Here is a 22,512-nt window from a genome sequence, read left to right on the forward strand (position 1 = left end):
CCCCTGATTCCGGCGGTTCGCGGCGGATACTCTTCGAGGATGAGCACCGTCAAGCATGCGGCACGCGTGGCGAAGGACTCCACCGCGTTCCGGCGGACCGCCCGCGCAGGATTCGTGGTCCTCGGCATCATCCACATCATCATCGGCGCGATCGCCATCACGATCGCGGCCGGCGGGTCGGGGGACGCCGACCAGGACGGCGCGATGGAGCAGGTGCGCAACAACCCGATCGGCGGACTGCTGCTCCTCGCGATCGCCGTCGGCCTTCTTGCGCTCGCCGTGTGGCAGGTGGCGAGCGGGTTCCTCGCCGCCGACCCCGCGGAGACGAAGAAGTGGGGCAAGCGCCTCAAGCTCTTCGGCATCTCCGGTACGTACCTCGTGATCGCCGGCCTCGCGCTCATCTACGCCGTGGGGGGCCGCGCGGAGTCCTCCGACGCCTCGAAGACCCTGAGCCAGGTGGTCCTGTCCGCGCCAGGCGGGGTGGCGCTGCTCGTGGTGATCGGTCTCAGCGTCATCGGCGTCGGCGTCGGCTTCATCATCGGCGGGATCATGCGCTCCTTCCGCAAGCTCATCGACGTGCCGACCGGAGCCGCCCGCGCCGGGGTGATGGCCCTCGGCATCGTGGGCTACATCGGCAAGGGCATCGCGGTGGGGGTCACCGGGGTGCTTTTCGTGGTGGCCGCCGTGACGCAGGACCCGGAACGCGCCGCTGGTCTGGACGCCGCTCTGCACAGCCTCCTCAGCCTGCCGTTCGGGCGGCTCATCCTCGGTGCCGTCGGCGTCGGCTTCGCCCTGTACGGGGCCTTCTGCATCGCCCGTGCCCGTCTCGCCCGCATGTCGTAGCGCCTCCGCCGGGCACGACTTCGGAGATCGTTGCCGACACGCCGCTCGACGGTCCGGCAGCCCGACGTGTCTCGCCCCGTCTCCGAAGCTGTGCCCGTCCGGAGCCGGGCCCCGGTCAGCCGGAAGATGGGAGACTGGAACGATGAGCGCTTCTCCCGGAGTCGACGTGATCGCCCCGCTGACCGAGACCGAGGTGGAGCGGATCCGCGAGGACTTCCCGATCCTGCACACCCGCGTCCACGGCCACCCGCTGGCGTACCTCGATTCGGGGGCGACGTCGCAGCGTCCGGAGGCCGTGCTCGACGCCGAACGCCGCTTCGCCACCACCATGAACGCGGCCGTCCACCGCGGCGCCCACACGCTGGCCGCCGAGGCGACCGAGCTCTTCGAAGACGCCCGCAGCACCCTCGCCCGGTTCGTCGGCGCCGATGACGACGAGATCGTCTGGACCTCGAACGCCACCGAAGCGGTCAACCTCGTCGCCTACTCCCTCTCCAACGCCTCCCTCGGCCGGGGTGGTGCTGCGGCCGAGCCTCTCCGGCTCCGCGAAGGGGACGAGATCGTCACTACCGAGATGGAGCACCACGCCAACCTCATCCCCTGGCAGGAGCTCGCCGCGCGCACCGGGGCAACGCTCCGGGTCATCCCGCTCGACGACGACGGGGCCCTCCGTCTGGATGCGGCCGCGGAGATCATCTCGGAGCGCACGAAGCTCGTGGCCTTCACCCACGTGTCGAACGTGCTGGGCGTGATCAATCCGGTCGAGACCCTCGTCGCGCTGGCCAGGGAGGTCGGCGCCCTCACCCTGCTCGACGCCTGCCAGTCGGCTCCGCACCTCCCGCTGGACCTGCACGCGCTCGGCGTCGACTTCGCGGTCCTCTCCGGCCACAAGATGCTCGGCCCCACCGGCATCGGCGCGCTCTACGGTCGTCGCGAGGTCCTCACCGCCATGCCCCCGTTCCTCACGGGCGGCTCCATGATCACGACGGTGACCACGACCGCGGCCGAGTACCTGCCGCCGCCGCAGCGCTTCGAAGCGGGCACGCAGCGGGTGTCCCAGGCGATCGCGCTCGCCGCCGCGGTCGACTACCTCTCCGCGGTCGGGATGGATCGCATCGCCGCGCACGAGGCCGCGTTCGGGCAGCGTCTCGTCGAAGGGCTCGGCGCCATCGACGGCGTGCGGGTCCTGGGCGCGGGCATCGAGCTGCCGCGGGTCGGTCTCGCGAGCTTCGACGTGGCCGGCATCCATTCGCACGACGTCGGGCAGTTCCTCGACGACCAGGGCATCGCGGTGCGCGTCGGTCACCACTGCGCCCAGCCGTTGCACCGTCGGCTCGGCGTGACCTCATCGACGAGGGCGAGCACCTATCTGTACACCACCCCGTCCGAGGTGGACGCTGTCATCGAGGCGGTCGCCGGGGCGATCGCGTTCTTCGGGAGGGGCGCATGAGCGACCTGCAGAGTCTGTACCAGGAGCTGATCCTCGACCACTCGCGCACGCCGCACGGCTTCGGCCTCCGCGAGGAGACCCCCGCGCAATCGCATCAGCTCAACCCGACCTGCGGCGACGAGATCACGCTGCAGGTGCATCGAGGCGCCGACGGCGGCGTGGAGGCGATCGCGTGGGAGGGACACGGGTGCGCCATCTCCCAGGCCTCCGCGTCCCTGCTCGCCGAGCTCGCCGAGGGCCTCACCGTGGACGAGCTCGAGGTGCGCATCGCTGCCTTCCGCGAGGCGATGCGCTCCCGCGGCACGATCGAGCCGGACGAGGAACTGCTCGGCGATGCCGCGGCGCTCGGGGGAGTCTCGCGGTACGTGGCGCGCGTGAAGTGCGCCATGCTCGCCTGGGTGGCGGCGGAGGACGCGCTCACGCGCCTCTGACCGCGTTCGCCTCCCTCCTCGCCGGGAATAGCATCCGGCGGCAGGCGTTGGCCCGAGCATGACAACTCTCGGAATCATCGGAGCAGGCAACATCGGCAGCCAGGTCGCGCGTGTGGCGGTGGCCAACGGCTATGACGTCGTGATCGCGAACTCGAGAGGGCCGGAGACCCTGGCCGATCTCGTCGCAGAGCTCGGGCCGCGCGCGAAGGCGGCGACGGCGGAGGAGGCGGCCGCCGCGGCGGACGTGGCCGTGGTGACGGTGCCGCTGCACGCGATCGATCAGCTTCCCGCCGCGCAGCTCGCCGGGAAGATCGTGCTCGACACGAACAACTACTACTTCGAGCGCGACGGGCACATCGAGGCCCTCGACAAGGGCGAGACCACCACGTCCGAGCTCGTGCAGGCGCAGCTCCCGGACTCGAAGATCGCCAAGGCGTTCAACCACATCTACGCCGCGGAGATCACCACCGACGGAACCCCGGCCGGTACGCCGAACCGTCGCGCGCTGGCCACGGCCGGGGACGACGCGGAGGCCGTGGCCTTCGTCACCCGCTTCTACGACGAGGCCGGTTTCGACACGGTCAACGTCGGCCCGCTCAGCGAGTCGTGGCGGGTCGAGCGCGACCGCCCGGCATACGTCATCCGGCAGAACGCGGAAGAGCTGACGGCCAACGTCGCGCGGGCGAACCGTCTGCCCTGACCTTGGCGCGCGCCCCGGTCTGGGATACCAAACTTGGCCAATCCCGGGCCGGGGTGCGACAATGCCCGGATGGCGGGGGCTGTGGGGGTAGGCGGGGAACTCGAGTCGGTCAGGGTCACGAGGATCCTCCGAGACGACATCGTGCTGGGGCGGCGCGCGCCCGGTTCCCGGCTGGTGGAGCGGGATATCGCCGCCGAGCTGAACGTGTCCCGACTCCCGGTGCGGGAAGCCATCCGCACGCTGGTCGCGGAGGGCGTGGTCGTCGCACGGCCCCGGACGTGGGCCGTGGTGCGGGAGTTCACCCATGACGACATCCGCAACTTCGCGGAGGTGCGCGAGGCGATCGAGACCCTCATCTTCGTGTTCGCGGCCGAGCGTCACGATGCGCAAGGGCTCGCCCGGCTGAGCGAGGTGTACGAGCGCGAAGTCGCCGCGGCCCGGGCCGGCGACGCGGAGACCGCCCGGACGGCGGCCGCGGCGTTCCATGAGGTCGCCGTCGACCTGGCGGGGAACGAGATGCTCGGCGAGCTCATCGCCGTGTTCCTGACGCGCTTGCGCTGGCTGTTCGGACAGCACGACGATCTGGAGGCGATGGCGGAGGAGCACCGCGTCATCCTCGAGGCCGTCCGTGCGCGCGATGTCGAGGCGCTGCGGCGGATCGTCCCCGCGCACCTGGCGAGCGGGCACTCCGCGGCCGAACGGCGGCTGGCGCAGACGGCGACCACCTGAGGCGTCCGTCGGGAGAACGACCCCCGGACGCGCCGCGAGCGGTTGTATCCTTGTCCGGTCGGAGTCGGTTCGGTCTGTTCGCGCTGTCCTGGGGAGCGAGATGCGAAGTCTTGCTGTCGTCGTCGGGGGGATCCTCCTGCTCGGAGGTGCTGCACTCCTGGTGGTGGCCGATCAGGAGCGCGCCTCCGGTGTCGCCGCCGTGAAGGCGGAGATCGCGCGGATCGAGCAGGTGCTCGCGGAGTCGCAGGCCGAGAACCTCGAACTGGCGGAGCGTCTCACCGCCCTGAGGTCGCGCATCGCGGAGCAGGACGCCGAGCTGAACGACACGACGGGCTTCCTCCCGTGAGGCGCCGGGTGCTCGCGGTGACGGTGTCGGCGGCCGTGCTCGTCGCGGCGGCCGCCGTCGCGCGCTCCGACGCGCTGGACCAGGAGCGCGCCGAGGCGGTGGCCGAGCTCTCCGTACTGGCCGACCGGTCATACGACGCCGCACAGCGCACCGACCACCTGTCCGGCGCCGTGGCCCGGGCCGAGCAGGACGCTGAGGATCGGGCCTCCGTCCTGGCGGTGCGGCCGGCATTCCTGGAGGAGCTCTCGACGCTGGCCGCCGTCCTCCAGGGCGCGGACGGCAAGGTCGACACGGCGGCGCATCTCGCGTCCGCCCGGTCCGCGCAGGAGACCGTGCGCGCCGAGCGCCATGACCCGGACACCGTGGTCGCGGCGACCGCGACGGTGGAGGCGCTCACGCAGAAGGTCGGCACCGAGGTCGCCGGGTGGCAGGCGTCGCAGAGTGCCGGTCCCGGCGGGCCCGCATGGACGTCGAGCGGGCCGGACGGCTACGCGCGGGTGCGGGCCGCCCTCGACAGGGTCGGCGGCGGGGGCGTCGGATTGTACGAGTCGTCGTCCTGTGCGGGCGGCACAGCCCCGGCCTGCGCCAACAGCAACGGGTACATCAAGTACCGCGCCGACATCACCGGCTGGAGCGACGGACGCCTGAACTGGGCGATGGCGCATGAGCTGGCTCACATCTACCAGTTCCGGGTCTGGGGCACCCTCACCTCCTCGGGCGCGTACGGGGCGATGTTCGGCGGCGATCCGGAGTTCCTCGCCAACTGCATGGCTGTCGTCCGCGGCTTCCCCGGGGTGGTGGGTTGCTCCGGGGAGCAGCAGGCCTGGGCCTCCGGAATCTGGGTCGGCGTCGTCGGCTGAGCCTCGGCCCGACGCCGCCTGCCGATGTCGGACGTCTGCGGCAAGCTGATCCGGAGCGATTCCGGCCGAGACTGCGCGGCATCCATACCGGTACGCTCGAGAGAAGGAGGTGCCGGTGGGACGGACTGCGGATGCCATCGCCGAAGGCGTCGCGATCGCGACGGCCGCTGCGCGCCTCGCCGTGAAGAATCACATCCTCATCGGCACCATCGCCGAGGACGGCGTCTTCGACCTCGACAAGTACGTCGAGGATGCGAGGGCTGCTCTCGAGGCGATGGCCGAGGAGTCGGAGGAGGCCGCCGCCACGGTCACGGCCTTGCGCAAGCGCGCCCGCGGTCGACATTCCGACCCGGTCGGCACGCACGACTACCGCGACCGCGATGTGCGCAATCTCCGGCGGCGGGCGAAGCAGTCGCTCGGCGTCGCGCAGCGTCTGCGCGAGATGATGGACGACCGTGCCCAGCTGGAGAGCATCGTCGAGGAGGCGCGCGCGGCGGCCTGGGCCGACGTGCGGCACAACCTCGACCGCCGGCTGCGCGTCGAGGGCATGCGGCCGGACCAGGATCCTGACTACGCGCGCATGCGCGAGGCGCGGATGCAGGCACTGCGACTGGTCGATCTCCAGGCCCTCTCCTCGGAGCAGCGCGCCAAGGAGAAGCGGCGGAAGAAGCAGGAGAAGGCGGCCGCGAAGGCGGACTGAGGCCTCGTTTCGCTTTCCGGTCTCGTCTGTTGTAGGCTGGTCGTCGGCCCGCTGAGCGGTAAAGCACCGCGGGTCCTGCGCCTCTAGCTCAATGGATAGAGCATCTGACTACGGATCAGAAGGTTGGGGGTTCGAGTCCCTCGAGGCGCACACTGTGTTGAGACAGTACGGAACCCCCGTCGCGGAAGCGGCGGGGGTTTTCGCTGTTCCGGGGTGAGCGCTCCGGTCAGAGCAGGCTGGTGATCGCCGGGTCGCGCTCGGCGAGGTCGGCCGCCGTGGCCATGATGGCGGTGCGCATCGCGGCCACCGCGACCGCGGGGGTGACGTCGGAGCGGTGGGCGAGGCTGATCGTCCGGGACATCGCCGGGTGGGCGAGGCGCGCCGACCGCAGGGCGGGGCGTTCGTACAGCACCATCGCCGGGACCACCGCGACCCCGACGCCTCGTTCCACGAAGCGGAGCACGGCGTCCATCTCCGCACCCTCCAGCGCGAGGGTCGGGGTGAGGTCGGCGGCGCGGAAGGCGGCGTCCATCGCGGCGCGCAGCTCGTAGCTCTCATCGAACTGGATGAGCGGGAGGGTCGCGAGGTGCGCGAGGCTCACGGATGGGCCGTGGGTGACCGGAGGTGCGGCCGCCGACGAGATCACCACGAGCTCCTCCGCGAGCAGCGGGATGTGCGTGAGACTGACTCCTGCGGGCACGGGCCCCTCGGACTGGGTGACGAGGGCGATGTCGACGGCACCGACGGCGAGCTGCTCGACGAGCAGCCGGGAGCCTCCTTCGGTGAGGTGCAGGTCGATGCCGGGGTGGGCGGCATGGAACGAGCTGAGGGCTTCCGCGACGAGGCTGATGCAGAGGGTGGGTGGGGCGCCGAGGCGCACGCGGCCGCGACGGAGTCCGGCGAGCTCGGCCACCTCGTCGCGGATGGCGTCGGCTTCGGCGAGCATGCGCTGCGCGCGGGGGAGGACCGTCTCACCGGCGGCGGTCAGGGCGATGTGGCCGCGGGCGCGATGGAACAGCTCGGCGCCCAGCTCCCGCTCGAGGGTCGAGATCTGACGGCTCAGCGAGGGCTGCGCGAGGTGGAGGTGCTCGGACGCGCGGGTGAAATGGCCGAGGCGGGCGACTTCGACGAACCCGCGGAGCTGCTCGAGGTTCATATCCATAGCGTACCCGCATGGTTTCCAGACGAACTATGCATTGGAGTTATTAGGATTGCCTAACTAGCGTCGAGAGCATGAATGCACCCGAACGACAGATCTCCACCACGGTCCTCGTGATCGGCACCGGAGGCTCCGGGCTCCGCGCCGCGATCGAGGTCGCCGAGCACGGCGTCGACGTGCTCGCCGTCGGCAAGCGCCCGCGGCAGGACGCCCACACGTCGCTCGCGGCCGGCGGCATCAACGCGGCGCTCGGCACGATGGACGCCGAGGACAGCTGGCAGCAGCACGCCGCGGACACCATCAAGGAGAGCTACCTCCTCGCCAACCCCCACACGGTCCAGATCGTCACCCAGGGCGCCGAGCGCGGCATCCGCGACCTCGAGCGCTGGGGCATGGACTTCGCCCGTGAAGGCGACGGCCGCATCTCGCAGCGCTTCTTCGGCGCGCACACCTACCGCCGCACGGCCTTCGCCGGCGACTACACGGGCCTCGAGATCCAGCGGACGCTGGTGGCTCGCGCGGAGCAGCTCGACGTCCCCATCCTCGACAACGTCTACATCACACGTCTGCTGGTGCGCGACAACGTCGTATTCGGCGCCTATGGCTTCGACCAGGCGGACGGCACGCGCTACCTCATCCATGCGGACGCCGTGATCCTTGCCGCCGGCGGACACAACCGCATCTGGCGCCGCACGTCGTCGCGCCGCGACGAGAACACCGGAGACTCGTTCCGGCTCGCCGTCGAGGCGGGGGCGCGACTTCGCGATCCGGAGCTGGTGCAGTTCCATCCGTCCGGCATCATCGAGCCCGAGAACGCCGCCGGCACGCTCATCTCCGAGGCCGCGCGCGGGGAGGGCGGCATCCTCCGCAACGCCCTCGGCGAGCGGTTCATGGCGAAGTACGACCCCGAGCGGATGGAGCTGTCGACGCGGGACCGGGTCGCGCTCGCCGCCTACACCGAGATCCAGGAAGGGCGCGGCACCGCGAACGGCGGCGTCTGGCTCGATGTGTCGCACCTGCCCCGCGAGACCATCATGACGCGGCTTCCGCGCGTCTACCAGACGATGATGGAGCTGCAGATGCTCGACATCACGGCGGAGCCGATCGAGATCGCGCCGACCGCGCACTACTCGATGGGTGGCGTGTGGGTGCGGCCGGACGACCACCAGACCGACGTGGACGGGCTGTACGCGATCGGGGAGGCATCGAGCGGACTCCACGGCGCGAATCGTCTTGGGGGCAACTCCCTCATCGAGCTGCTCGTCTACGGCCGGATCGTCGGTCAGGCCGCGATGGCCCACGCCGCGGGGCTCGACGCCCAGCGCCGGTCGGCCGATGCGGTCGCCGCCGCCCGTGCCGAGATCGACGACCTCCTCGCCGCGGAGGGGCGCGAGAACGTGCGGGCCCTGCAGCGCGCGATCCGCAACCTCATGACGGAGTACGCCGGCGTGGTGCGGTCGGAGGAAGGGTTGAAGGCGGGCCTCGCCGACCTCGACATGATCGAGGGGCGGATGGAGGACATCGGCATCCACCCGGACATCGCCGGATTCCAGGACCTCGCGCACGCCTTCGATCTCAAGGCCTCCGCGCTCGCCGCCCGGGCCACGCTGGAGGCGGCGCGGGAGCGTCGGGAGACGCGGGGATGCCACAACCGTAGCGACTTCCCGGACACCGATCCCACGCTGCAGGTGAACCTCGTGTGGTCGCCGACCGCCGGCGTGACCCGCGAGGAGATCCCCGCCGTCCCCGACGAGATCGCCGAGCTCATGCGCGACGTCGACACGACGGGCAAGCTCGTCGAGTAGATCCCCGAGACCCCGCTTTCGCGTCGAGACCCCGCCCTGCAGATGTCTGCAGGGCGGGGTCTCGGCGGTAGTGCGGGGTCTCGGGGAGGGGGTCAGTCGACCCCGAGGCCGACGGCCTCGTGATCCGGCTCCGGGTCGTCGCGCTTCGGGGCCTTCGGCTCCTCGCCGGGGGATTTCTCGGTGCTGGGCTCCTCCAGCTCCTCGGTGCTCGGGAGCTCGGCCGGGTCCGCGTCTTCGGGGGAGTCCGCCTGCTCCGGCGTCGTCGCCTCACCCTCCGTGGTGTCGGAGGCCGGGGTCGGGGTCGGGGTCTGCGCCTCGGGCGAGAGGTCGTCGTTCGCGGTCGGTTCGGGAGTGCTGTCGGTCATGATCGTCCCTTTCTGCGATGTCGTCCTCTCAGCCTGCCTCCGCCTCTCCGGGAGATGAAGGGCCTTGACGCGGACCCGCCGGCCGCGCGGTTAATCGCGGTGAACCGGAATCCCGAACTCGGCGTAGCCTGGAGGGGTGACTGCGTACGTCTCGGCCTTCGACCTCTTCTCCATCGGCGTCGGCCCGTCCAGCTCGCACACCGTCGGACCCATGCGCGCCGCGCTCGACTTCGCGCGACAGCTCTCCGCCTCCGGCGAGCTCGACCGTGTCGGTCGCGTGGAGTGCACGCTGTACGGTTCGCTCGGCGCCACCGGGATCGGCCACGGCACCCCGGATGCGGTCGTCGCGGGGCTCCGCGGTCTCGCTCCCGAGACGTGCGATCCGGCGGCCGTCCGTGCGGCGTGGTCGGCGTATCCGGAGGGGGAGCCGCTGCGGATCGACGGCGCCCATGCGGTGCCGTTCCAGAAGGACGACATCGTGTTCGCGCCGCGGACCCGTCTCCCCGGGCATCCGAACGCCATGACGCTCATCGCCCGTGAGACCGACGGGACCACACTGTTCGAGCAGACGTACTACTCGATCGGCGGAGGCTTTATCCGGCGCGAGGGTGAGGAGGCGCACCTCTCGACCGGTGCCTTCCCGCACCCCTATGCCGATGCCGCCTCGCTGCTCGCGGTGTGCGATGACCTCGGCCTGTCCATCGCGGAGGTCGCTCGCCGCAATGAGACGGCGCTGCGGAGCGAGGAGGAGGTCGCCGCCGGCCTCGATGCGATCTGGGACGCGATGGCGGGCTGCGTGGACGCCGGACTCCACGCCGAGGGCGTCCTTCCGGGCATGCTGCAGGTGAAGCGCCGTGCGGGCACGATCCGCGCGCAGCTCGAGGCGGTCGAAGCCGACGGGCACCGGGAGCTCCCCGGCGAGTGGCTCGGAGCTTTCGCGCTCGCCGTCAACGAGGAGAACGCGGCTGGTGGCCGCGTCGTGACGGCACCCACCAATGGCGCGGCCGGAATCCTCCCCGCGGTGGCGATGTACTGGTGGCGCTTCCTCGCGGACTCGGGCCTCGGTGCCGGGAACGCGGTGACGCCGTACGGCGAGCTCGTCGGCAGTGCGCTGCTCGGGTTCGACGGAGCTCCGCCGTCGCCTCCCGCACTCGACGGCGAGGACGCGGAGATCGCGGAGGCCAACCGCCGCCGGGGAATACGCAGGTTCCTGCTGACGGCCACTGCCCTCGGGTCGCTGTTCAAGGCCAACGCCTCGATCTCCGGCGCCGAAGGCGGGTGTCAGGCCGAGGTCGGCTCCGCGTGCGCGATGGCCGCGGGCGGGCTCACCGCGGTGATGGGCGGCACGAACCGGCAGATCGAAAACGCCGCGGAGATCGCGATGGAGCACCACCTCGGCCTCACGTGCGACCCGATCGGCGGGCTCGTGCAGATCCCGTGCATCGAGCGCAACGCCATCGCCGCCTCGACGGCCGTCACCGCCGCCCGCCTGGCGCTCCGCGGTGACGGGAGCCACTACGTCTCGCTGGATGCCGTCGTCGAGACGATGCGGCAGACGGGCCTCGACATGTCGACGAAGTACAAGGAGACCAGCGAGGGCGGTCTGGCGGTGAACGTCATCGAGTGCTGACCTCGCCGACCCACCCCCTTTCGCGCGCCCCGGCCCGTTGTGTGCGCACGGAGGGGGGTGGCAGGCACACAGAGGGGTGGCTCGACGGAGGAGGGGAGAGAACATCCCCGCGGTGAGAACGGCACCCACCAGGCGCAGCACCGGACGCGGCCGAGCGAGTCGCCGCTGTCGGACTGGCCGCGCCTCCAACGGGGCGTCGGGGCGCACCGCTGGGGGTGCTTCCTCCGGGCGGAGACGGTGCACTCGTTCTACACGTATCTCGAGGAGAACCCCTCCCTGCGCGGCGATGTGCCCTTCCGCGAGATGAGCCACGGGGAATCGTTCCTCGCCTTGCTCGACAGCCGCTTCGATGATCCGGGGTTCTACTGCCTGGATGAGCCGGAGGCCGCCCTGTCGTTTCACCCGACTCTCACGCTGATCGCCGTGCTGCAGCGCATCGCCGACGAGGGCGGCCAGGTGCTGTGCGCCACGCACTCGCCGGTGCTCGCGGCGCTTCCGGGTACGGCCATCCTGGAGGTCGGGGAGTGCGGGCTCCGCCCGGCCACCTGGGAGGACCTCGAGATCGTGAACCACTGGCGCTCGTTCCTCGGGCAGCCGCAGCGGTATCTCCGGCATCTGCTCGGCGAGTGAGGATCCGCGGAGCCGTAGGCTGACGGGCATGACCGAGCAGAAGGCGCCGAGACGACGCGGGCGCCCGCGTGGCGGCACCGACTCCCGCGAGCGCATCGTGTCCGCGGCCGTCGACGAGTTCGGCGCGCAGGGGTACGACGGCGCCACGGTGCGGTCGATCGCCGCCCGCGCCGGGGTCGACTCCGCGCTCGTCCACCACTACTTCGGCACCAAGGCCGACCTCTTCGCCGAGGCCGCCGGAATACCGCTGCGCCCCGACCTCGACGTCCCCGAGATCCTTGCGGGGCCGAAGGACGAAGCGGGGACGCGGCTCGTCCGCTATGTGCTCGACGCGTTCGAGAAGCCCGACGTGCGCCGCCGCGGTGTGCTGCTCCTGCGGACGGCGATCGGGAGCAGACTGACGACGCCCCTGCTCGCCGGCTTCCTCTCCCGCGAACTGCTCTCCCGTGTGGCGCGCCGCCTCGATGTGCCCGATGCCGACCTCCGCGCCGCCCTCGTGGCGTCGCAGATCGCCGGCATGCTCATCGGCCGCTACGTCCTGCGGCTCCCCGCGCTCGCCGGCGCCTCCGTCGACGAGCTCGTGGGCCGCGTCGGCCCCACCGTCCAGCGCTACCTCTTCGACTGACCCTCACCGCGGCGGGCACACATTCGGAGATCTCGGCCGCCGCGCCGGACGGCGCGGGCCGGCGACGGCGTGTCGATCCGGAGCTCCGGAGCTGTGCCCACCCGAGAGCCGTTGACGCCCGACGAGGCGAGGCGCATAATTCATCGCATGATGAATAATGCGGCCGTCGAGATCACGCAGCTGCGCGTGCGGCGTGGGGCCGTGTCCGTGTTCGACGGCATCGATCTCGCCGTGCCGCGTGGCCAGATCACGGGTCTCCTCGGCGCCTCGGGGTGCGGCAAGACCACGCTCATGCGGTCGATCGTCGGTGTGCAGCGGATCGCCTCCGGTGATGTGACTGTCCTCGGCGAGCCGGGCGGGTCCCGCCCGCTCCGGCACCGCGTCGCATACGGCACGCAGGGCGCCTCGGTCTACGGCGATCTCAGCGTGCGGCAGAATCTCGCCTACTTCGCGTCACTCCTGAAAGCGCCGAAGGGCGATGTCGACCGGGTCATCCAGGAGGTGGGCCTCGGCGCGCAGGCGGGGCAACTCGTCGATGCGCTGAGCGGCGGCCAGGCGACGCGGGTGTCGCTCGCGGTGGCACTGATCGGCTCCCCGGAACTGATCGTGCTGGACGAGCCGACGGTCGGTCTCGACCCCGTGTTGCGGGCGGAACTCTGGACCCTGTTCCGCCGCCTGGCCGATCGGGGCGTCACGCTCATCGTGTCCAGTCACGTGATGGACGAGGCGGTGCGCTGCGACCGACTGCTGCTGATGCGGGAGGGGAGGATCATCGCCGACACGACGCCGTCCGTACTGCTCGCCGACACCGGAACGACCGACGCCGAGGCCGCGTTCCTTGCGCTGATCGAACGCGACAGGGCCGCCGGCACCGCGACCACCAGGCGCGCACGCCGAGAAGCGCACGAGCGCCAGGAGGAGGACGGGACATGAGCGGCCGACGGCTGTTCGCGACCGCCGGCCGTGTGCTCACGCAGCTCCGACACGACCCGCGGTCGATCGCCCTGATGCTCATCGCCCCGAGCCTGCTCGTCGGTCTCTTCGCCTGGCTGTTCAGCGAGCAGGACGGTGTGTTCGATCAATTCGGAGGTGCCATCCTGGCGCTGTTCCCGTTCATCGTGATGTTCCTCATTACGTCGATCACCACCTTGCGCGAACGCCGTTCCGGCACGCTCGAACGGCTGATGACCACGCCGCTCGAGAAGGCCGACTTCATCCTCGGGTATGCGCTCGCGTTCGGGCTGATGGCCGTGCTGCAGGCGGTGATCACGGTGTCGTTCGCGGTCGGGGTGTGCGGGCTCGACGTGGACGGGCCGCTGTGGCAGCTGGGTCTCGTCGCGGTGGTCGACGCACTGCTCGGCACAGCCCTCGGCCTCCTGGCGAGCGCGTTCGCCCAGACCGAATTCCAGGCCGTGCAGTTCATGCCGTTGCTGGTGTTCCCGCAGATCATCCTCGGCGGGTTGTTCATGCCGCGCGACCAGATGCCCGACGTGCTGTACGCCATCTCCGACTGGCTGCCGCTCAGCTACGCGATCGACACGATCAACGCCGTCACGGCGGGGGACGAAGAGTGGGACGTGTTCGGTCCGCTGCTCATCGTCGTGGCCTTCGCGGTCGGCGCTCTGGTGCTCGCCGCCCTCACGCTGCGGCGGCCCACACGCTGAGCCGGAGTCCTGGCCCAGGTCAGCGCGCGGCGCGGTTCTTGGTGTGCTTCGTCGGCACGGCGGCCCAGGGGTCCTCGGGCCAGGGGTGCCGGGGGTAGCGGCCGCGCATCTCGGCGCGCACCTGCGCATAGGGGCCCGACCAGAACGAGGCGAGGTCGTCCGTGACCGCGAGCGGCCGCCCCGCCGGGGACAGCAGATGGAAGAGGACGGGGACGCGGCCGTCCACCAGTCGGGGAGTCTCCGCCCACCCGAAGCACTCCTGCAGCTTCACCGCCACGACGGGCCGTGCGGTCGCGTCGCCGTCGGGCTCCGGGTAGGTGATGCGTACCCGGGAGCCGCTGGGCACGTCGAGCCGCTCCGGGGCGAGCGTCTCGAGGTGCACGGCCTCGGGCCAGGGCAGCAGACGACGCAGCGCCGATGACAGATCCAGCCGACTCGCGGGCGTGCCGGAGGCGAGAGCGTCGAGCTCCGGTGCCAGCCACACATCGAGCGATTCGAGCAGACCCGCGTCCGACACATCGGGCCAGGGGTCTCCGAGTTCACGTCGCAGCAGTGCGAGTCGGCGCCGCAGGGCCTCCGCGCCGTCGGACCACGTGAACATGCCGAGGCCATCGCGTCGGAGTGCTCGGCCCACGGCATCCCGGCCTTCCGAGGCCGACGGGCGCACCGGCACCGATGAGCGCACGATCGCCCCGATCCGGCGTTCGCGGCGGGCCTGTACACGGCCTCCGACGTACTCGGCCTCGACGCGGTCGCTCATCAGGGGGCCTGCCGCGCGCTCCACCTGCTCCTCGGTGAGGGCCGCTGCGGCGCGGATGACCGCACCGGAGCCGGCTGCCGTCCGGGACGAGGTTCGGGCGACGTCGGCCACGGCGAGCCATTCCGACGCGGCCGGAGCGCCGCTGACACCGGCCCGGCTGCCGGACGCCAGCAGGAAGGTCGCTCCCGATCCCGAGTGCTCGACGCGGCGGGCGACACGCTCGGGGAAGGCCAGCGCGATCACGAGCCCGACGCCGTCGAGACCCGCGCGCGTGTCGGGCGTCATGTCGACGAGGCGTTCCAGACGACGCGCGTCCTCTCGCCAGCGCCGGGCCTCGGCAGTGCCCCCTCCGCGCAACGTGACGAGAGCGCGGGCGACGTCGGCGTCCGGGGTGCGCTGATCGCCACCCAGGAGCGCCACGACCTCGGCGGCGAGCCGGCTCCCCACCGCGGGGCTGCCGTCACGCAGCGCTCTGGCCAACCGCGGATCGGTGGGGATTCGTGCCAGGGCACGGCCCTCTGCCGTGGCGCGCCCGTCGTCGTCGATCGCTCCGAGACCGCGGAGCACCGTGACAGCATCGGCCAGGCTGTCGGCTCGCAGCGGTTCGATCATGCGCAGGTCGGCACCGCCCGGGGCGCCCCAGCAGGCGAGCAGGAGGGCGGCGTCGGTGAGGTCGGCCGTGGCGATCTCCGGGGATGGCCGCGCGGGAGCGGCAGCATAGGTGCGCTCGTCCACACAGCGGATCACGGTGCCGGGGCCCTGCCGGGTGGCGCGTCCGGCACGCTGCACACAGGAGGAACGGGAGGCGGCGGTGGTGACCAGGCCCGTCATTCCGCGCGCGGCGTCGCGCTGCGGCTGCCGTGCCAGACAGCTGTCCACGACCAGCCGCACACCCGGCACTGTGAGAGAAGACTCGGCGAGCGAGGTGGCGACGATGATGCGGGGCGGGGCCTCCGGCGCACGACCACGGATCACGGCGTCCTGCTCCGCTGACGGGATCCGGCCGTGCAGCTCTCGCACATCGAAGGTGCTGTTCCGGTCCCGGACGCGTCGAGCGATCTCCGACACCTCGCGCGCGCCGGGGGCGAATACGAGCACATCCGCTTCGGGATCATCCCGGACGAGCTCGGCGGTGGCGGTGGCGGTGACACTCGCGACGTGGTCGAGGAAGCCACGGGTGACTCCGCGTTCGTCGAGGCGGGGCGCGGAACTCGGTGCCCAGCGCTCGGTGAGGGGGAAGGCCGGGACGTCGTGGTCGATGATCGGCGCGGGAGCCTCCTCGGTGCCGATGACCGCAGCGATCCGGTCGGCGTCGAGGGTGGCGGACATGGCGATGACGACGAGGTCATCTCGCAGCTCGCGAACCTCGGAGAGCAGGCCGATGAGGAGATCGGTCTCGAGGGCCCGTTCGTGCACTTCGTCGATGATGACCGCGCTCACGCCGTCAAGTCCGGGGTCGTCCAGCATCCGTCGCAGGAGCACGCCGGCGGTGACGAACTCGACCCTCGTGTCCGGCCCGACAGTGCGCTCGCCGCGGACGGTGAAGCCCACCCGGGATCCGAGCGGGGAGCCATCGAGGTGTGCGAGTCGGCGGGCGGCGGCACGCGCGGCGACCCGGCGGGGTTGGGTGACGATCACGCGGCCGGTGCGGCGTGAGGCGAGCAGCGGCGGGACGAGGGTGGTCTTGCCCGTGCCCGGCGGCGCGGTCACGACCACGGATCCGCTCGTGTCGAGGGCGGCGGAGAGCTCGTCGAGGGCGCCCGCGAAAGACAGACCGCCGCCGATGGCGGTGAGGTCGAAGGCAGCGCGGGTCACCCGTCCAGTCTGCCCGGTCGATCGACGCCCGGAGCCGTTCACAACTCAGGAGATGCGGGGGGATTCGGAGCGCAGAGAGGGATCGCCGCGTCCGTGCCTCCGATCTCCTGAGTTGTGAACCGGCGGAGGTGGTGCCCGACGACAGTACAGCGGATGCCGCGACCGAGTCGGTCGCGGCATCCGCTGTTATGTGCTGCTACTCCGCGTCGGGAGCCGGGGGAGCGGGCGGCGGCGGGGTGGTCGGTGCGGGTGTGCGCGGCGCGGGGGCCGGTGCGGACGCTTCGGCGACTCCCGCCCCGAAGCCGCGGCCGACGGCCTGTCCCTGGATGATGCCGGCGAGATCGAGGCCGGTCGCGGAGTGCACGCTGTCGAAGACCGAACGCAGGGCTTTCGCGCTGTCGGCACCGACGACGTTGGACGCGCCGTCCTCGCCGGATCCGCCGACGATCGAGACGCTGCCGATGGCGGCGTAGCCCTTCGCGAACTCCGACATGATCGACGGCAGCACCTCCAGCACGCGCTGCGAGAGGAAGGCATCCTGGTTGGAGGCGATGGCCTTGGCCTCGGCCTCGACAGCGGCGGCACGGGCTTCACCCTCGGCGCGGATCGCCTCGGCCTCGGCGTTGGCGCGCAGCCGACGAGCCTCGGCCTCCGCCTCCGCCTGGGCGCGCAGCGCGTCGGCGTCACCGGTGGCCTTCGCGATCGCGGCCGCCGCCTCACCGTCGGCGCGCGCCTTGTCGGCCTGTGCCTGCTGCTCGGCGATGCGGGTGCGCGCCTCGGCCTGCTTGACCTGCTCGATCGCCGCCGCCTCGGCCGCCCGCTCACGCGTGTACAGCTCGGCCTGCGCGCGGGTCTCCGCCTCGTACCGCTGCGCGTCCGCGACGCGCTTGACGTCGGCGTCGAGCTGCGCCTGCTTGTTCTCGGCCTGCTGCTGGAGCACGGCCTGCTCGGCCTGGGCGCGGGCGAGCTGCTCGGCCTGCTCCGCTTCGGCGCGTGCGCGGCCGATGCCCGCGTTGGCGTTGGCGGTGTTGGTGTCGAGGGCGGTCTGCTCGACGAGGTTCGCCTCCTGGTTGGCGATGTTCTTCTGGTTGATCGCGCGGTCGGCGTTGGTCTGCGAGATCTCCGCGGCCTGGCGCTTCGCCTGGATCTCCGGCGCACCGAGGGACTGGATGTAGCCGACCTTGTCGGTGATGCCCTTGATCTGGAAGGAGTCGAGGATGAGGCCCTGTTCGGCGAGCTCCTGGGAGACGTCGGCGGCGATCTGGTCGGAGAACTTCTTGCGCTCCCGCATGAGCTCCACGACGGAGAGCGTCGCGACGATGCCGCGCAGGGCGCCCTCGAGCTGCTCGGTGGTGAACTGCTCGATGGCCTTGTCCTGGGAGGCGAAGCGCTCGGCGGCCCGGCGCACCAGCAGCGGGTCGGAGCCGATCTTGACGATGGCGACGCCGTCGACGTTGAGCGTCACGTTGTCGAGCGACTGGGCCTCGGCGTTGAGCGACACCTGCCGTGAGCGGAGGGAGATGATCTCGTGGCGCTGGGTGATCGGGTTGACGAGCGACTTCCCGTTCACGATGACCGTGACGGGCGATTCCGACATCTCCGAGCTGCTCGTGCCGTCGGCGCCGATCACGGCACGCTGCACCTTCTGCTTGCGTCCGGAGATGACGAGCGCTTCGTCGGCGCGAGCCACCTTGATCCAGCTGCGGGCGAACAGCAGCAGGATCAGCAGGACGACGATCGCGGCGACGACCGCGATCCCGATGACGATGAGGATGCCGACGATTCCGGCGATCTCCATGGATGACCTCCCTGGTTCCCCCCGAGGGGGCGGTCCGATATGCCCACGGTCGATGTGGGCGTGCGCAACCCACCCTGCCAGAAAAGAGACGCCCGCCACCGCGTCGGGCGCCATCATGCCGGTATCGGTGGGCGTTCCTCCCGTCGCCCTGCCTGTGGAGGAGGGGAGCGGTCAGCGGGTGCGGAGTTTCTCCGCGAGGTCGCGCAGCAGGCGCAGCTCCTCGTCGTCGAGGCGTGACATCCGGTCGGCGATCGACCGGCCGTGCACGGTCGCGAGCGCACGGAAGGCCCGGGCGCCCTCGTCCGTCGCGCGGATCAGGGCGCCGCGGCCGTCGTCCGGGTCGGCGCACTTCGCGACCAGTCCCCGCGTCACCATCCGGTCGACGAGGCGGGAGACGCTCGGCTGGCTGATGAGCATGTTGGCGGTGATGTCGCGCAGGCGGGCGGTCATCTCCGGCGAGCGCGTGACGGTGAGCAGCACGTCGTACTCGGCCTGCGTGATGTCGCTGGTGTCGAAGTCGGCCGCCATCTCGGTGAACAGTTCGTGCTGCGCGCGGAAGAGGCTTTCCCAGGCCTCCAGCGCGAGCTTCCGATCGGTCATCCTCACAGAGTACCGGGCGCAGTAAAGGGCCGGTCGGAGAGGCTCCCGACCGGCCCTTGTCCCTTGCACCAAGAGTGTCCTGCAATCACATGCGGTGGATGCCACAGCAAACATTCACCGTGTGATCACTGTATAACGGCGAGGTAACGAATGCAACGGTTTGATCACGATGATTCGGGCGGATACTGGAAGGGACGGTATCGAGAGCCCCCGCCTCCGCACCGCGCGGCAGACCTCTCGAACGCCAGGAAGAAGATGCTCATGAAAGCTCTCCGCTACGTCGAGATCGGCAAGCCCCCGGTGGTGGTCGACATCCCGATTCCGAAGCCCGGCCCCGGACAGGTCCTGCTCAAGATCACCGCGGGTGGCGTCTGCCACTCCGACGACTACGTCATGGGGCTTCCCGAGAAGGACTACCACGAGCAGGGTTACCCGCTGCCGCTGACGCTCGGCCACGAAGGCGCCGGCATCGTGCACGAGGTCGGCGAGGGCGTCGACTCGACGCCCAAGGTCGGGGATGCCGTGGCCGTCTATGGTCCGTGGGGTTGTGGTCGCTGCCACAACTGCTCGATGGGCAAGGAGAACTACTGCACGAATGCCGCCGCCGAGGGCATCCGTCCTCCGGGGCTGGGCAGCCAGGGCTCGATGGCCGAGTACATGATCGTCGACGACGCACGTCACCTCGTGCCGCTCGGTGACCTCGACCCCGTGCAGAACGTCTCGCTGACCGACGCGGGCCTCACCCCCTACCACGCGATCAAGAACTCGCTTCCGAAGCTCGGCGCCGGCACGGTCGCCGTCGTGATCGGTACTGGTGGTCTCGGCCACGTCGGCATCCAGATCCTCAAGGCCATCTCGGGTGCCACGGTCATCGCCCTCGACGTGAACGACGAGAAGCTGACGCTCGCCACCGAGGTCGGCGCGGATCACGTGCTGATCAGCGACGCGTCGGCAGCCGAGAAGATCCGCGAGCTCACCGGCGGTCTCGGCGCGAACGCCGTGTTCGACTTCGTCGGCGCGAACCCGACGATCGCCCTGGCGCAGAGCGTTGCCGCACTCGAGGCCGACATCACGATCGTGGGCATCGGCGGGGGCAGCATGACGCTCGGCTTCGGCTCGATCGCCTATGACGCGGCCGTGCGCATCCCCTACTGGGGCTCGCGCGCCGAGCTGATCGAGGTGCTGGACCTCGCCCGCGCCGGCAAGATCCACGTCCAGACCGAGAGCTACACGCTCGACGACGGTCCGAAGGCGTACGAGGACCTCGCGTCGAACAGCATCCGCGGACGCGCCGTCATCGTCCCCTGACATCGCCCTCGAACGCCCGGGAGGGATCGCCCTCCCGGGCGTTCGTCGTTTCGGTGCGGCTTCAGCTGCAGCGTCGCCGGTCGGCGAGGAGGGCGAGCGCCGCATCGATCGCGCTCGCCGCCGCGTCGGGGGCCACGCGCACGAGGGCGAAGGCGGAGACCACCAGGCCCGTGCAGGCGTCCGCCAGGGTGTCGACCTCCGTTCCCGCGAGCTCGGGGAGAGCGGCCCCGACGCCGCGGGCGAACGCCTCTCGGAGCTCCCCGCGATAGGACGCCACGACCCGGGCGACCGCGTCGTCAGTGCCGATGGGGGCGGCGGCGGTGTTGACCAGCAGGCAGCCGCTCGTCGCCGGGAGGCTCCCCGCGGTCAGCAGCGCCGCACGCAGTCCGCCGAGATAGGTCTCCAGCGCCTCCGGCGCCACGGTCTCGCCCGTCAACGGAGCGAGGCGCGGACGGATGACCTCGTCCAGGTAGCTCTCGACGGCAGCGTCGAAGAGTCCTCGTTTGGAACCGAAGGCGTGATAGATGCTGGAGCGGCTGAGGCCGGTCGCTCGCTCGAGCTCCGGCAGCGGCGCGCTCTCGAAGCCGCGCTCCCAGAACACGCCGCGTGCCGCGCGGACCGCTTCCGCGGTGTCGAAGGTCTGTGTGCGCCCCATCCACCCTGCTCCTGCTCTTTTGTGAATCGCTCGATCCAGTATATATTGGAACGAACGATACAGAATGCGCGGCCCCGCCGCGTCGAAGGGGGGACCGCTATGGTCATCGCAGGACTCGTGCTCACCGGCGTCGCGGCGCTCGTGCACGTCTACATCTTCTGGCTGGAGTCGTTCGCCTGGACCGGTGCGCGCGCTCGCCGCACGTTCGGCACCGGCACAGCGGAGGAGGCCGCGCGACAGAAGGAGCTCGCCTTCAACCAGGGCTTCTACAACCTGTTCCTCGCGGTCGCCGTCCTCCTCGGCATCGTCCTCTTCGCCACGGGAGCGACGGCCGTCGGCGCGACCCTGGTCTTCACCGGCGCCGGATCGATGGTCGCCGCGAGCCTCGTGCTGCTGCTGTCGAGCCCCGACAAGGCGTCCGCCGCCCTGAAGCAGGGCGTCCTCCCGGCGCTCGGCGTCATCGCGCTGGCCATCGGCCTCCTCGTCTGAGTCCGGCCGCAGCACCCCCCCAGATCCTCACGAAGGAGAGAAATGTCCCACGCCATCAGCACCCAGATCCAGCTCGCCCGCCGCCCCGAGGGGTGGCCGACCCACGACGACTTCCGCACCGTCGAGGTCGAGCTGAGCGATCCGGCGCCGGGGGAGGTGCGCGTGGCGAACGAGTTCGTCTCCGTCGACCCCTATATGCGCGGGCGGATGAACGACGTCCGCAGCTACGTCGCCCCCTACGCCCTCGACGAGGTCATCGCGGGTGGCGCCATCGGCCGGGTCGTCGCCTCTGCGGCGGACGACCTCCCCGTCGGCACCGTCGTGCTGCACCAGCACGGCTGGAGCGATGTCGTGCAGGCGGACGCGTCGACCTTCCGGGCCGTGCCCGAGGTGCCCGGCATGCCGCTGTCGCTGCGCCTGCACATCCTCGGCATGACCGGCCTCACCGCCTACGTCGGCCTCACCGCGATCGCCGGACTCGCCGCGGGCGACACCGTCTTCGTCTCCGGCGCCGCCGGTGCCGTCGGCACGGCTGTCGGTCAGATCGCCAAGCTCCTCGGCGCGGGCCGCGTCATCGGCTCGGCGGGCTCGCCTGAGAAGGTCGCCCTGCTGACCGAGAAGTACGGCTACGACGCGGCGTTCAACTACAAGGACGGCCCGGTGCGCGAGCAGCTCGCCGCCCTCGCGCCCGAGGGTGTGGACGTGTTCTTCGACAACGTCGGCGGCGACCACCTCGAAGCTGCGCTCGACGTGATGAACGACGGTGGCCGGATCGCCCTGTGCGGCGCCATCACGAGCTACAACACGACCGAGCGCGTGCCCGGGCCCGACAACATGGCGAACATCATCACCCGCGGGCTCCGTCTCCAGGGCTTCACCCTGGCGAACTACCTGCACCTGTCGCCGGAGTTCAGCGAGCGGATGACCCGCTGGTTCGCGGAAGGGCGGATCGCCTACGACGAGACCATCGTCGACGGGATCGAGAACACGGTCGACGCGTTCCTCGACATGATGCGCGGAGCCAACACGGGGAAGATGCTCGTGCGCGTCACGCCCTCCGCCTGACGTCCGGAGCGGGCCGCCCGCGCATTTGAGATATATTGCTTGAGACGTAGAACTTCACTCTCCATGACCCCCACTGGAGGCAGTG

At 70.9% G+C, this 22,512-nt stretch carries 23 protein-coding genes and 1 tRNA gene; 18 read left to right on the plus strand and 6 right to left on the minus strand.

Annotated elements, in window-relative coordinates; all coding sequences use genetic code 11:
* Positions 1 to 39 precede the first annotated feature (39 nt).
* The 9 genes from KZC57_RS12740 to KZC57_RS12780 all read left to right on the plus strand — a co-directional run bounded on the left by KZC57_RS12740 (position 40) and on the right by KZC57_RS12780 (position 6,209).
* The gene (locus tag KZC57_RS12740) at positions 40 to 843 is read left to right on the plus strand and encodes a DUF1206 domain-containing protein (RefSeq protein ID WP_105949261.1); all 804 of its coding nucleotides are present in this window, start codon (positions 40 to 42) and stop codon (positions 841 to 843) included.
* 142 nt (positions 844 to 985) lie between these two features.
* On the plus strand, positions 986 to 2,293 hold the full coding sequence (locus KZC57_RS12745) for a cysteine desulfurase (RefSeq protein ID WP_247641913.1): 1,308 nt from the start codon (positions 986 to 988) through the stop codon (positions 2,291 to 2,293).
* Complete coding sequence (gene sufU, locus KZC57_RS12750; RefSeq protein WP_247641914.1) at positions 2,290 to 2,724, plus strand: Fe-S cluster assembly sulfur transfer protein SufU; 435 nt, start codon at positions 2,290 to 2,292, stop codon at positions 2,722 to 2,724. The genes KZC57_RS12745 and sufU overlap by 4 nt, the downstream gene beginning before the upstream one ends.
* A 58-nt stretch (positions 2,725 to 2,782) precedes the next feature.
* The gene (locus KZC57_RS12755) at positions 2,783 to 3,424 is read left to right on the plus strand and encodes an NADPH-dependent F420 reductase (protein ID WP_060921433.1); all 642 of its coding nucleotides are present in this window, start codon (positions 2,783 to 2,785) and stop codon (positions 3,422 to 3,424) included.
* Between the two features lie 69 nt (positions 3,425 to 3,493).
* Positions 3,494 to 4,153, plus strand: a complete 660-nt coding sequence (locus KZC57_RS12760) for a GntR family transcriptional regulator (protein WP_060921434.1) — start codon at positions 3,494 to 3,496, stop codon at positions 4,151 to 4,153.
* A gap of 100 nt (positions 4,154 to 4,253) precedes the next feature.
* Positions 4,254 to 4,499, plus strand: a complete 246-nt coding sequence (locus KZC57_RS12765; protein ID WP_247641915.1) for a hypothetical protein — start codon at positions 4,254 to 4,256, stop codon at positions 4,497 to 4,499.
* An 8-nt stretch (positions 4,500 to 4,507) separates the two neighbouring features.
* Complete coding sequence (locus tag KZC57_RS12770) at positions 4,508 to 5,359, plus strand: hypothetical protein (protein ID WP_247641916.1); 852 nt, start codon at positions 4,508 to 4,510, stop codon at positions 5,357 to 5,359.
* A gap of 115 nt (positions 5,360 to 5,474) precedes the next feature.
* Entirely contained in the window at positions 5,475 to 6,059 is a 585-nt protein-coding gene (locus KZC57_RS12775) for an asparagine synthase (RefSeq protein ID WP_247641917.1), read from the plus strand.
* A 77-nt stretch (positions 6,060 to 6,136) separates the two neighbouring features.
* Positions 6,137 to 6,209: transfer RNA gene (locus tag KZC57_RS12780), tRNA-Arg, on the plus strand.
* Positions 6,210 to 6,285: 76 nt separating this feature from the next.
* Here KZC57_RS12780 and KZC57_RS12785 read toward each other — a convergent pair.
* Positions 6,286 to 7,221, minus strand: coding sequence for a LysR family transcriptional regulator (locus KZC57_RS12785; RefSeq protein ID WP_186326287.1), 936 nt, complete (start codon positions 7,219 to 7,221; stop codon positions 6,286 to 6,288).
* Positions 7,222 to 7,292: 71 nt separating this feature from the next.
* Between KZC57_RS12785 and KZC57_RS12790 the strand changes: the two genes are divergently transcribed.
* Positions 7,293 to 9,023 carry an L-aspartate oxidase gene (locus tag KZC57_RS12790; RefSeq protein WP_247641918.1) on the plus strand — a complete coding sequence of 577 codons (1,731 nt, stop codon included), beginning with the start codon at positions 7,293 to 7,295 and terminating at the stop codon, positions 9,021 to 9,023.
* Positions 9,024 to 9,115: 92 nt separating this feature from the next.
* On the opposite strand, the gene KZC57_RS12795 is transcribed toward KZC57_RS12790, so the two are convergent.
* A complete protein-coding gene (locus tag KZC57_RS12795; protein ID WP_247641919.1) occupies positions 9,116 to 9,388 on the minus strand; it encodes a hypothetical protein in 273 nt (90 codons plus the stop codon).
* Positions 9,389 to 9,524: 136 nt separating this feature from the next.
* Between KZC57_RS12795 and KZC57_RS12800 the strand changes: the two genes are divergently transcribed.
* From KZC57_RS12800 to KZC57_RS12820, 5 genes are all read left to right on the plus strand, one after another.
* A complete protein-coding gene (locus tag KZC57_RS12800) occupies positions 9,525 to 11,018 on the plus strand; it encodes an L-serine ammonia-lyase, iron-sulfur-dependent, subunit alpha (RefSeq protein WP_060921440.1) in 1,494 nt (497 codons plus the stop codon).
* Positions 11,019 to 11,075: 57 nt separating this feature from the next.
* Positions 11,076 to 11,648 (plus strand): AAA family ATPase, encoded by a 573-nt coding sequence (locus KZC57_RS12805; RefSeq protein WP_247641920.1) that lies wholly within the window; start codon positions 11,076 to 11,078, stop codon positions 11,646 to 11,648.
* A 28-nt stretch (positions 11,649 to 11,676) separates the two neighbouring features.
* On the plus strand, positions 11,677 to 12,273 hold the full coding sequence (locus tag KZC57_RS12810) for a TetR family transcriptional regulator (protein WP_247641921.1): 597 nt from the start codon (positions 11,677 to 11,679) through the stop codon (positions 12,271 to 12,273).
* Positions 12,274 to 12,420: 147 nt separating this feature from the next.
* Positions 12,421 to 13,206 (plus strand): ABC transporter ATP-binding protein, encoded by a 786-nt coding sequence (locus tag KZC57_RS12815; RefSeq protein ID WP_199787687.1) that lies wholly within the window; start codon positions 12,421 to 12,423, stop codon positions 13,204 to 13,206.
* On the plus strand, positions 13,203 to 13,937 hold the full coding sequence (locus KZC57_RS12820) for an ABC transporter permease (RefSeq protein ID WP_247641922.1): 735 nt from the start codon (positions 13,203 to 13,205) through the stop codon (positions 13,935 to 13,937). The genes KZC57_RS12815 and KZC57_RS12820 overlap by 4 nt, the downstream gene beginning before the upstream one ends.
* A 19-nt stretch (positions 13,938 to 13,956) precedes the next feature.
* On the opposite strand, the gene hrpB is transcribed toward KZC57_RS12820, so the two are convergent.
* From hrpB to KZC57_RS12835, 3 genes are all read right to left on the minus strand, one after another.
* The gene (hrpB, locus tag KZC57_RS12825) at positions 13,957 to 16,512 is read right to left on the minus strand and encodes an ATP-dependent helicase HrpB (RefSeq protein ID WP_247641923.1); all 2,556 of its coding nucleotides are present in this window, start codon (positions 16,510 to 16,512) and stop codon (positions 13,957 to 13,959) included.
* A 196-nt stretch (positions 16,513 to 16,708) separates the two neighbouring features.
* On the minus strand, positions 16,709 to 18,310 hold the full coding sequence (locus tag KZC57_RS12830; RefSeq protein WP_083371007.1) for an SPFH domain-containing protein: 1,602 nt from the start codon (positions 18,308 to 18,310) through the stop codon (positions 16,709 to 16,711).
* A gap of 171 nt (positions 18,311 to 18,481) precedes the next feature.
* Positions 18,482 to 18,910: a MarR family winged helix-turn-helix transcriptional regulator gene (locus KZC57_RS12835; RefSeq protein WP_105949268.1), complete on the minus strand. Its 429-nt coding sequence runs from the start codon at positions 18,908 to 18,910 to the stop codon at positions 18,482 to 18,484.
* A gap of 261 nt (positions 18,911 to 19,171) precedes the next feature.
* On the opposite strand from KZC57_RS12835, the gene KZC57_RS12840 reads away from it, so the two are divergent.
* The gene (locus KZC57_RS12840) at positions 19,172 to 20,218 is read left to right on the plus strand and encodes an NAD(P)-dependent alcohol dehydrogenase (RefSeq protein WP_247641924.1); all 1,047 of its coding nucleotides are present in this window, start codon (positions 19,172 to 19,174) and stop codon (positions 20,216 to 20,218) included.
* Between the two features lie 61 nt (positions 20,219 to 20,279).
* On the opposite strand, the gene KZC57_RS12845 is transcribed toward KZC57_RS12840, so the two are convergent.
* The gene (locus tag KZC57_RS12845) at positions 20,280 to 20,873 is read right to left on the minus strand and encodes a TetR/AcrR family transcriptional regulator (RefSeq protein ID WP_060921376.1); all 594 of its coding nucleotides are present in this window, start codon (positions 20,871 to 20,873) and stop codon (positions 20,280 to 20,282) included.
* Positions 20,874 to 20,972: 99 nt separating this feature from the next.
* Between KZC57_RS12845 and KZC57_RS12850 the strand changes: the two genes are divergently transcribed.
* Positions 20,973 to 21,362: a DUF1304 domain-containing protein gene (locus tag KZC57_RS12850; protein ID WP_247641925.1), complete on the plus strand. Its 390-nt coding sequence runs from the start codon at positions 20,973 to 20,975 to the stop codon at positions 21,360 to 21,362.
* Between the two features lie 42 nt (positions 21,363 to 21,404).
* Positions 21,405 to 22,427, plus strand: a complete 1,023-nt coding sequence (locus KZC57_RS12855) for an NADP-dependent oxidoreductase (protein ID WP_144880638.1) — start codon at positions 21,405 to 21,407, stop codon at positions 22,425 to 22,427.
* Positions 22,428 to 22,512: the final 85 nt, after the last annotated feature.

The organism is Microbacterium sp. KSW4-4 (assembly GCF_023091185.1).
Classification (GTDB): Bacteria; Actinomycetota; Actinomycetes; order Actinomycetales; family Microbacteriaceae; genus Microbacterium; species Microbacterium paraoxydans.

Bases quoted from the DNA above. Each gene is read 5' to 3' on its own strand.
- KZC57_RS12740 (WP_105949261.1), top strand. From the start codon at position 40: ATGAGCACCGTCAAGCATGCGGCACGCGTGGCGAAGGACTCCACCGCG.
- KZC57_RS12820 (WP_247641922.1), top strand. From the start codon at position 13,203: ATGAGCGGCCGACGGCTGTTCGCGACCGCCGGCCGTGTGCTCACGCAG.
- KZC57_RS12745 (WP_247641913.1), top strand. From the start codon at position 986: ATGAGCGCTTCTCCCGGAGTCGACGTGATCGCCCCGCTGACCGAGACC.
- KZC57_RS12850 (WP_247641925.1), top strand. From the start codon at position 20,973: ATGGTCATCGCAGGACTCGTGCTCACCGGCGTCGCGGCGCTCGTGCAC.
- KZC57_RS12835 (WP_105949268.1), bottom strand. From the start codon at position 18,910: ATGACCGATCGGAAGCTCGCGCTGGAGGCCTGGGAAAGCCTCTTCCGC.
- KZC57_RS12765 (WP_247641915.1), top strand. From the start codon at position 4,254: ATGCGAAGTCTTGCTGTCGTCGTCGGGGGGATCCTCCTGCTCGGAGGT.
- KZC57_RS12815 (WP_199787687.1), top strand. From the start codon at position 12,421: ATGATGAATAATGCGGCCGTCGAGATCACGCAGCTGCGCGTGCGGCGT.
- KZC57_RS12840 (WP_247641924.1), top strand. From the start codon at position 19,172: ATGAAAGCTCTCCGCTACGTCGAGATCGGCAAGCCCCCGGTGGTGGTC.
- KZC57_RS12845 (WP_060921376.1), bottom strand. From the start codon at position 20,873: ATGGGGCGCACACAGACCTTCGACACCGCGGAAGCGGTCCGCGCGGCA.
- KZC57_RS12790 (WP_247641918.1), top strand. From the start codon at position 7,293: ATGAATGCACCCGAACGACAGATCTCCACCACGGTCCTCGTGATCGGC.
- KZC57_RS12755 (WP_060921433.1), top strand. From the start codon at position 2,783: ATGACAACTCTCGGAATCATCGGAGCAGGCAACATCGGCAGCCAGGTC.
- KZC57_RS12810 (WP_247641921.1), top strand. From the start codon at position 11,677: ATGACCGAGCAGAAGGCGCCGAGACGACGCGGGCGCCCGCGTGGCGGC.
- KZC57_RS12760 (WP_060921434.1), top strand. From the start codon at position 3,494: ATGGCGGGGGCTGTGGGGGTAGGCGGGGAACTCGAGTCGGTCAGGGTC.
- KZC57_RS12855 (WP_144880638.1), top strand. From the start codon at position 21,405: ATGTCCCACGCCATCAGCACCCAGATCCAGCTCGCCCGCCGCCCCGAG.
- KZC57_RS12785 (WP_186326287.1), bottom strand. From the start codon at position 7,221: ATGGATATGAACCTCGAGCAGCTCCGCGGGTTCGTCGAAGTCGCCCGC.
- sufU (WP_247641914.1), top strand. From the start codon at position 2,290: ATGAGCGACCTGCAGAGTCTGTACCAGGAGCTGATCCTCGACCACTCG.
- KZC57_RS12795 (WP_247641919.1), bottom strand. From the start codon at position 9,388: ATGACCGACAGCACTCCCGAACCGACCGCGAACGACGACCTCTCGCCC.
- KZC57_RS12830 (WP_083371007.1), bottom strand. From the start codon at position 18,310: ATGGAGATCGCCGGAATCGTCGGCATCCTCATCGTCATCGGGATCGCG.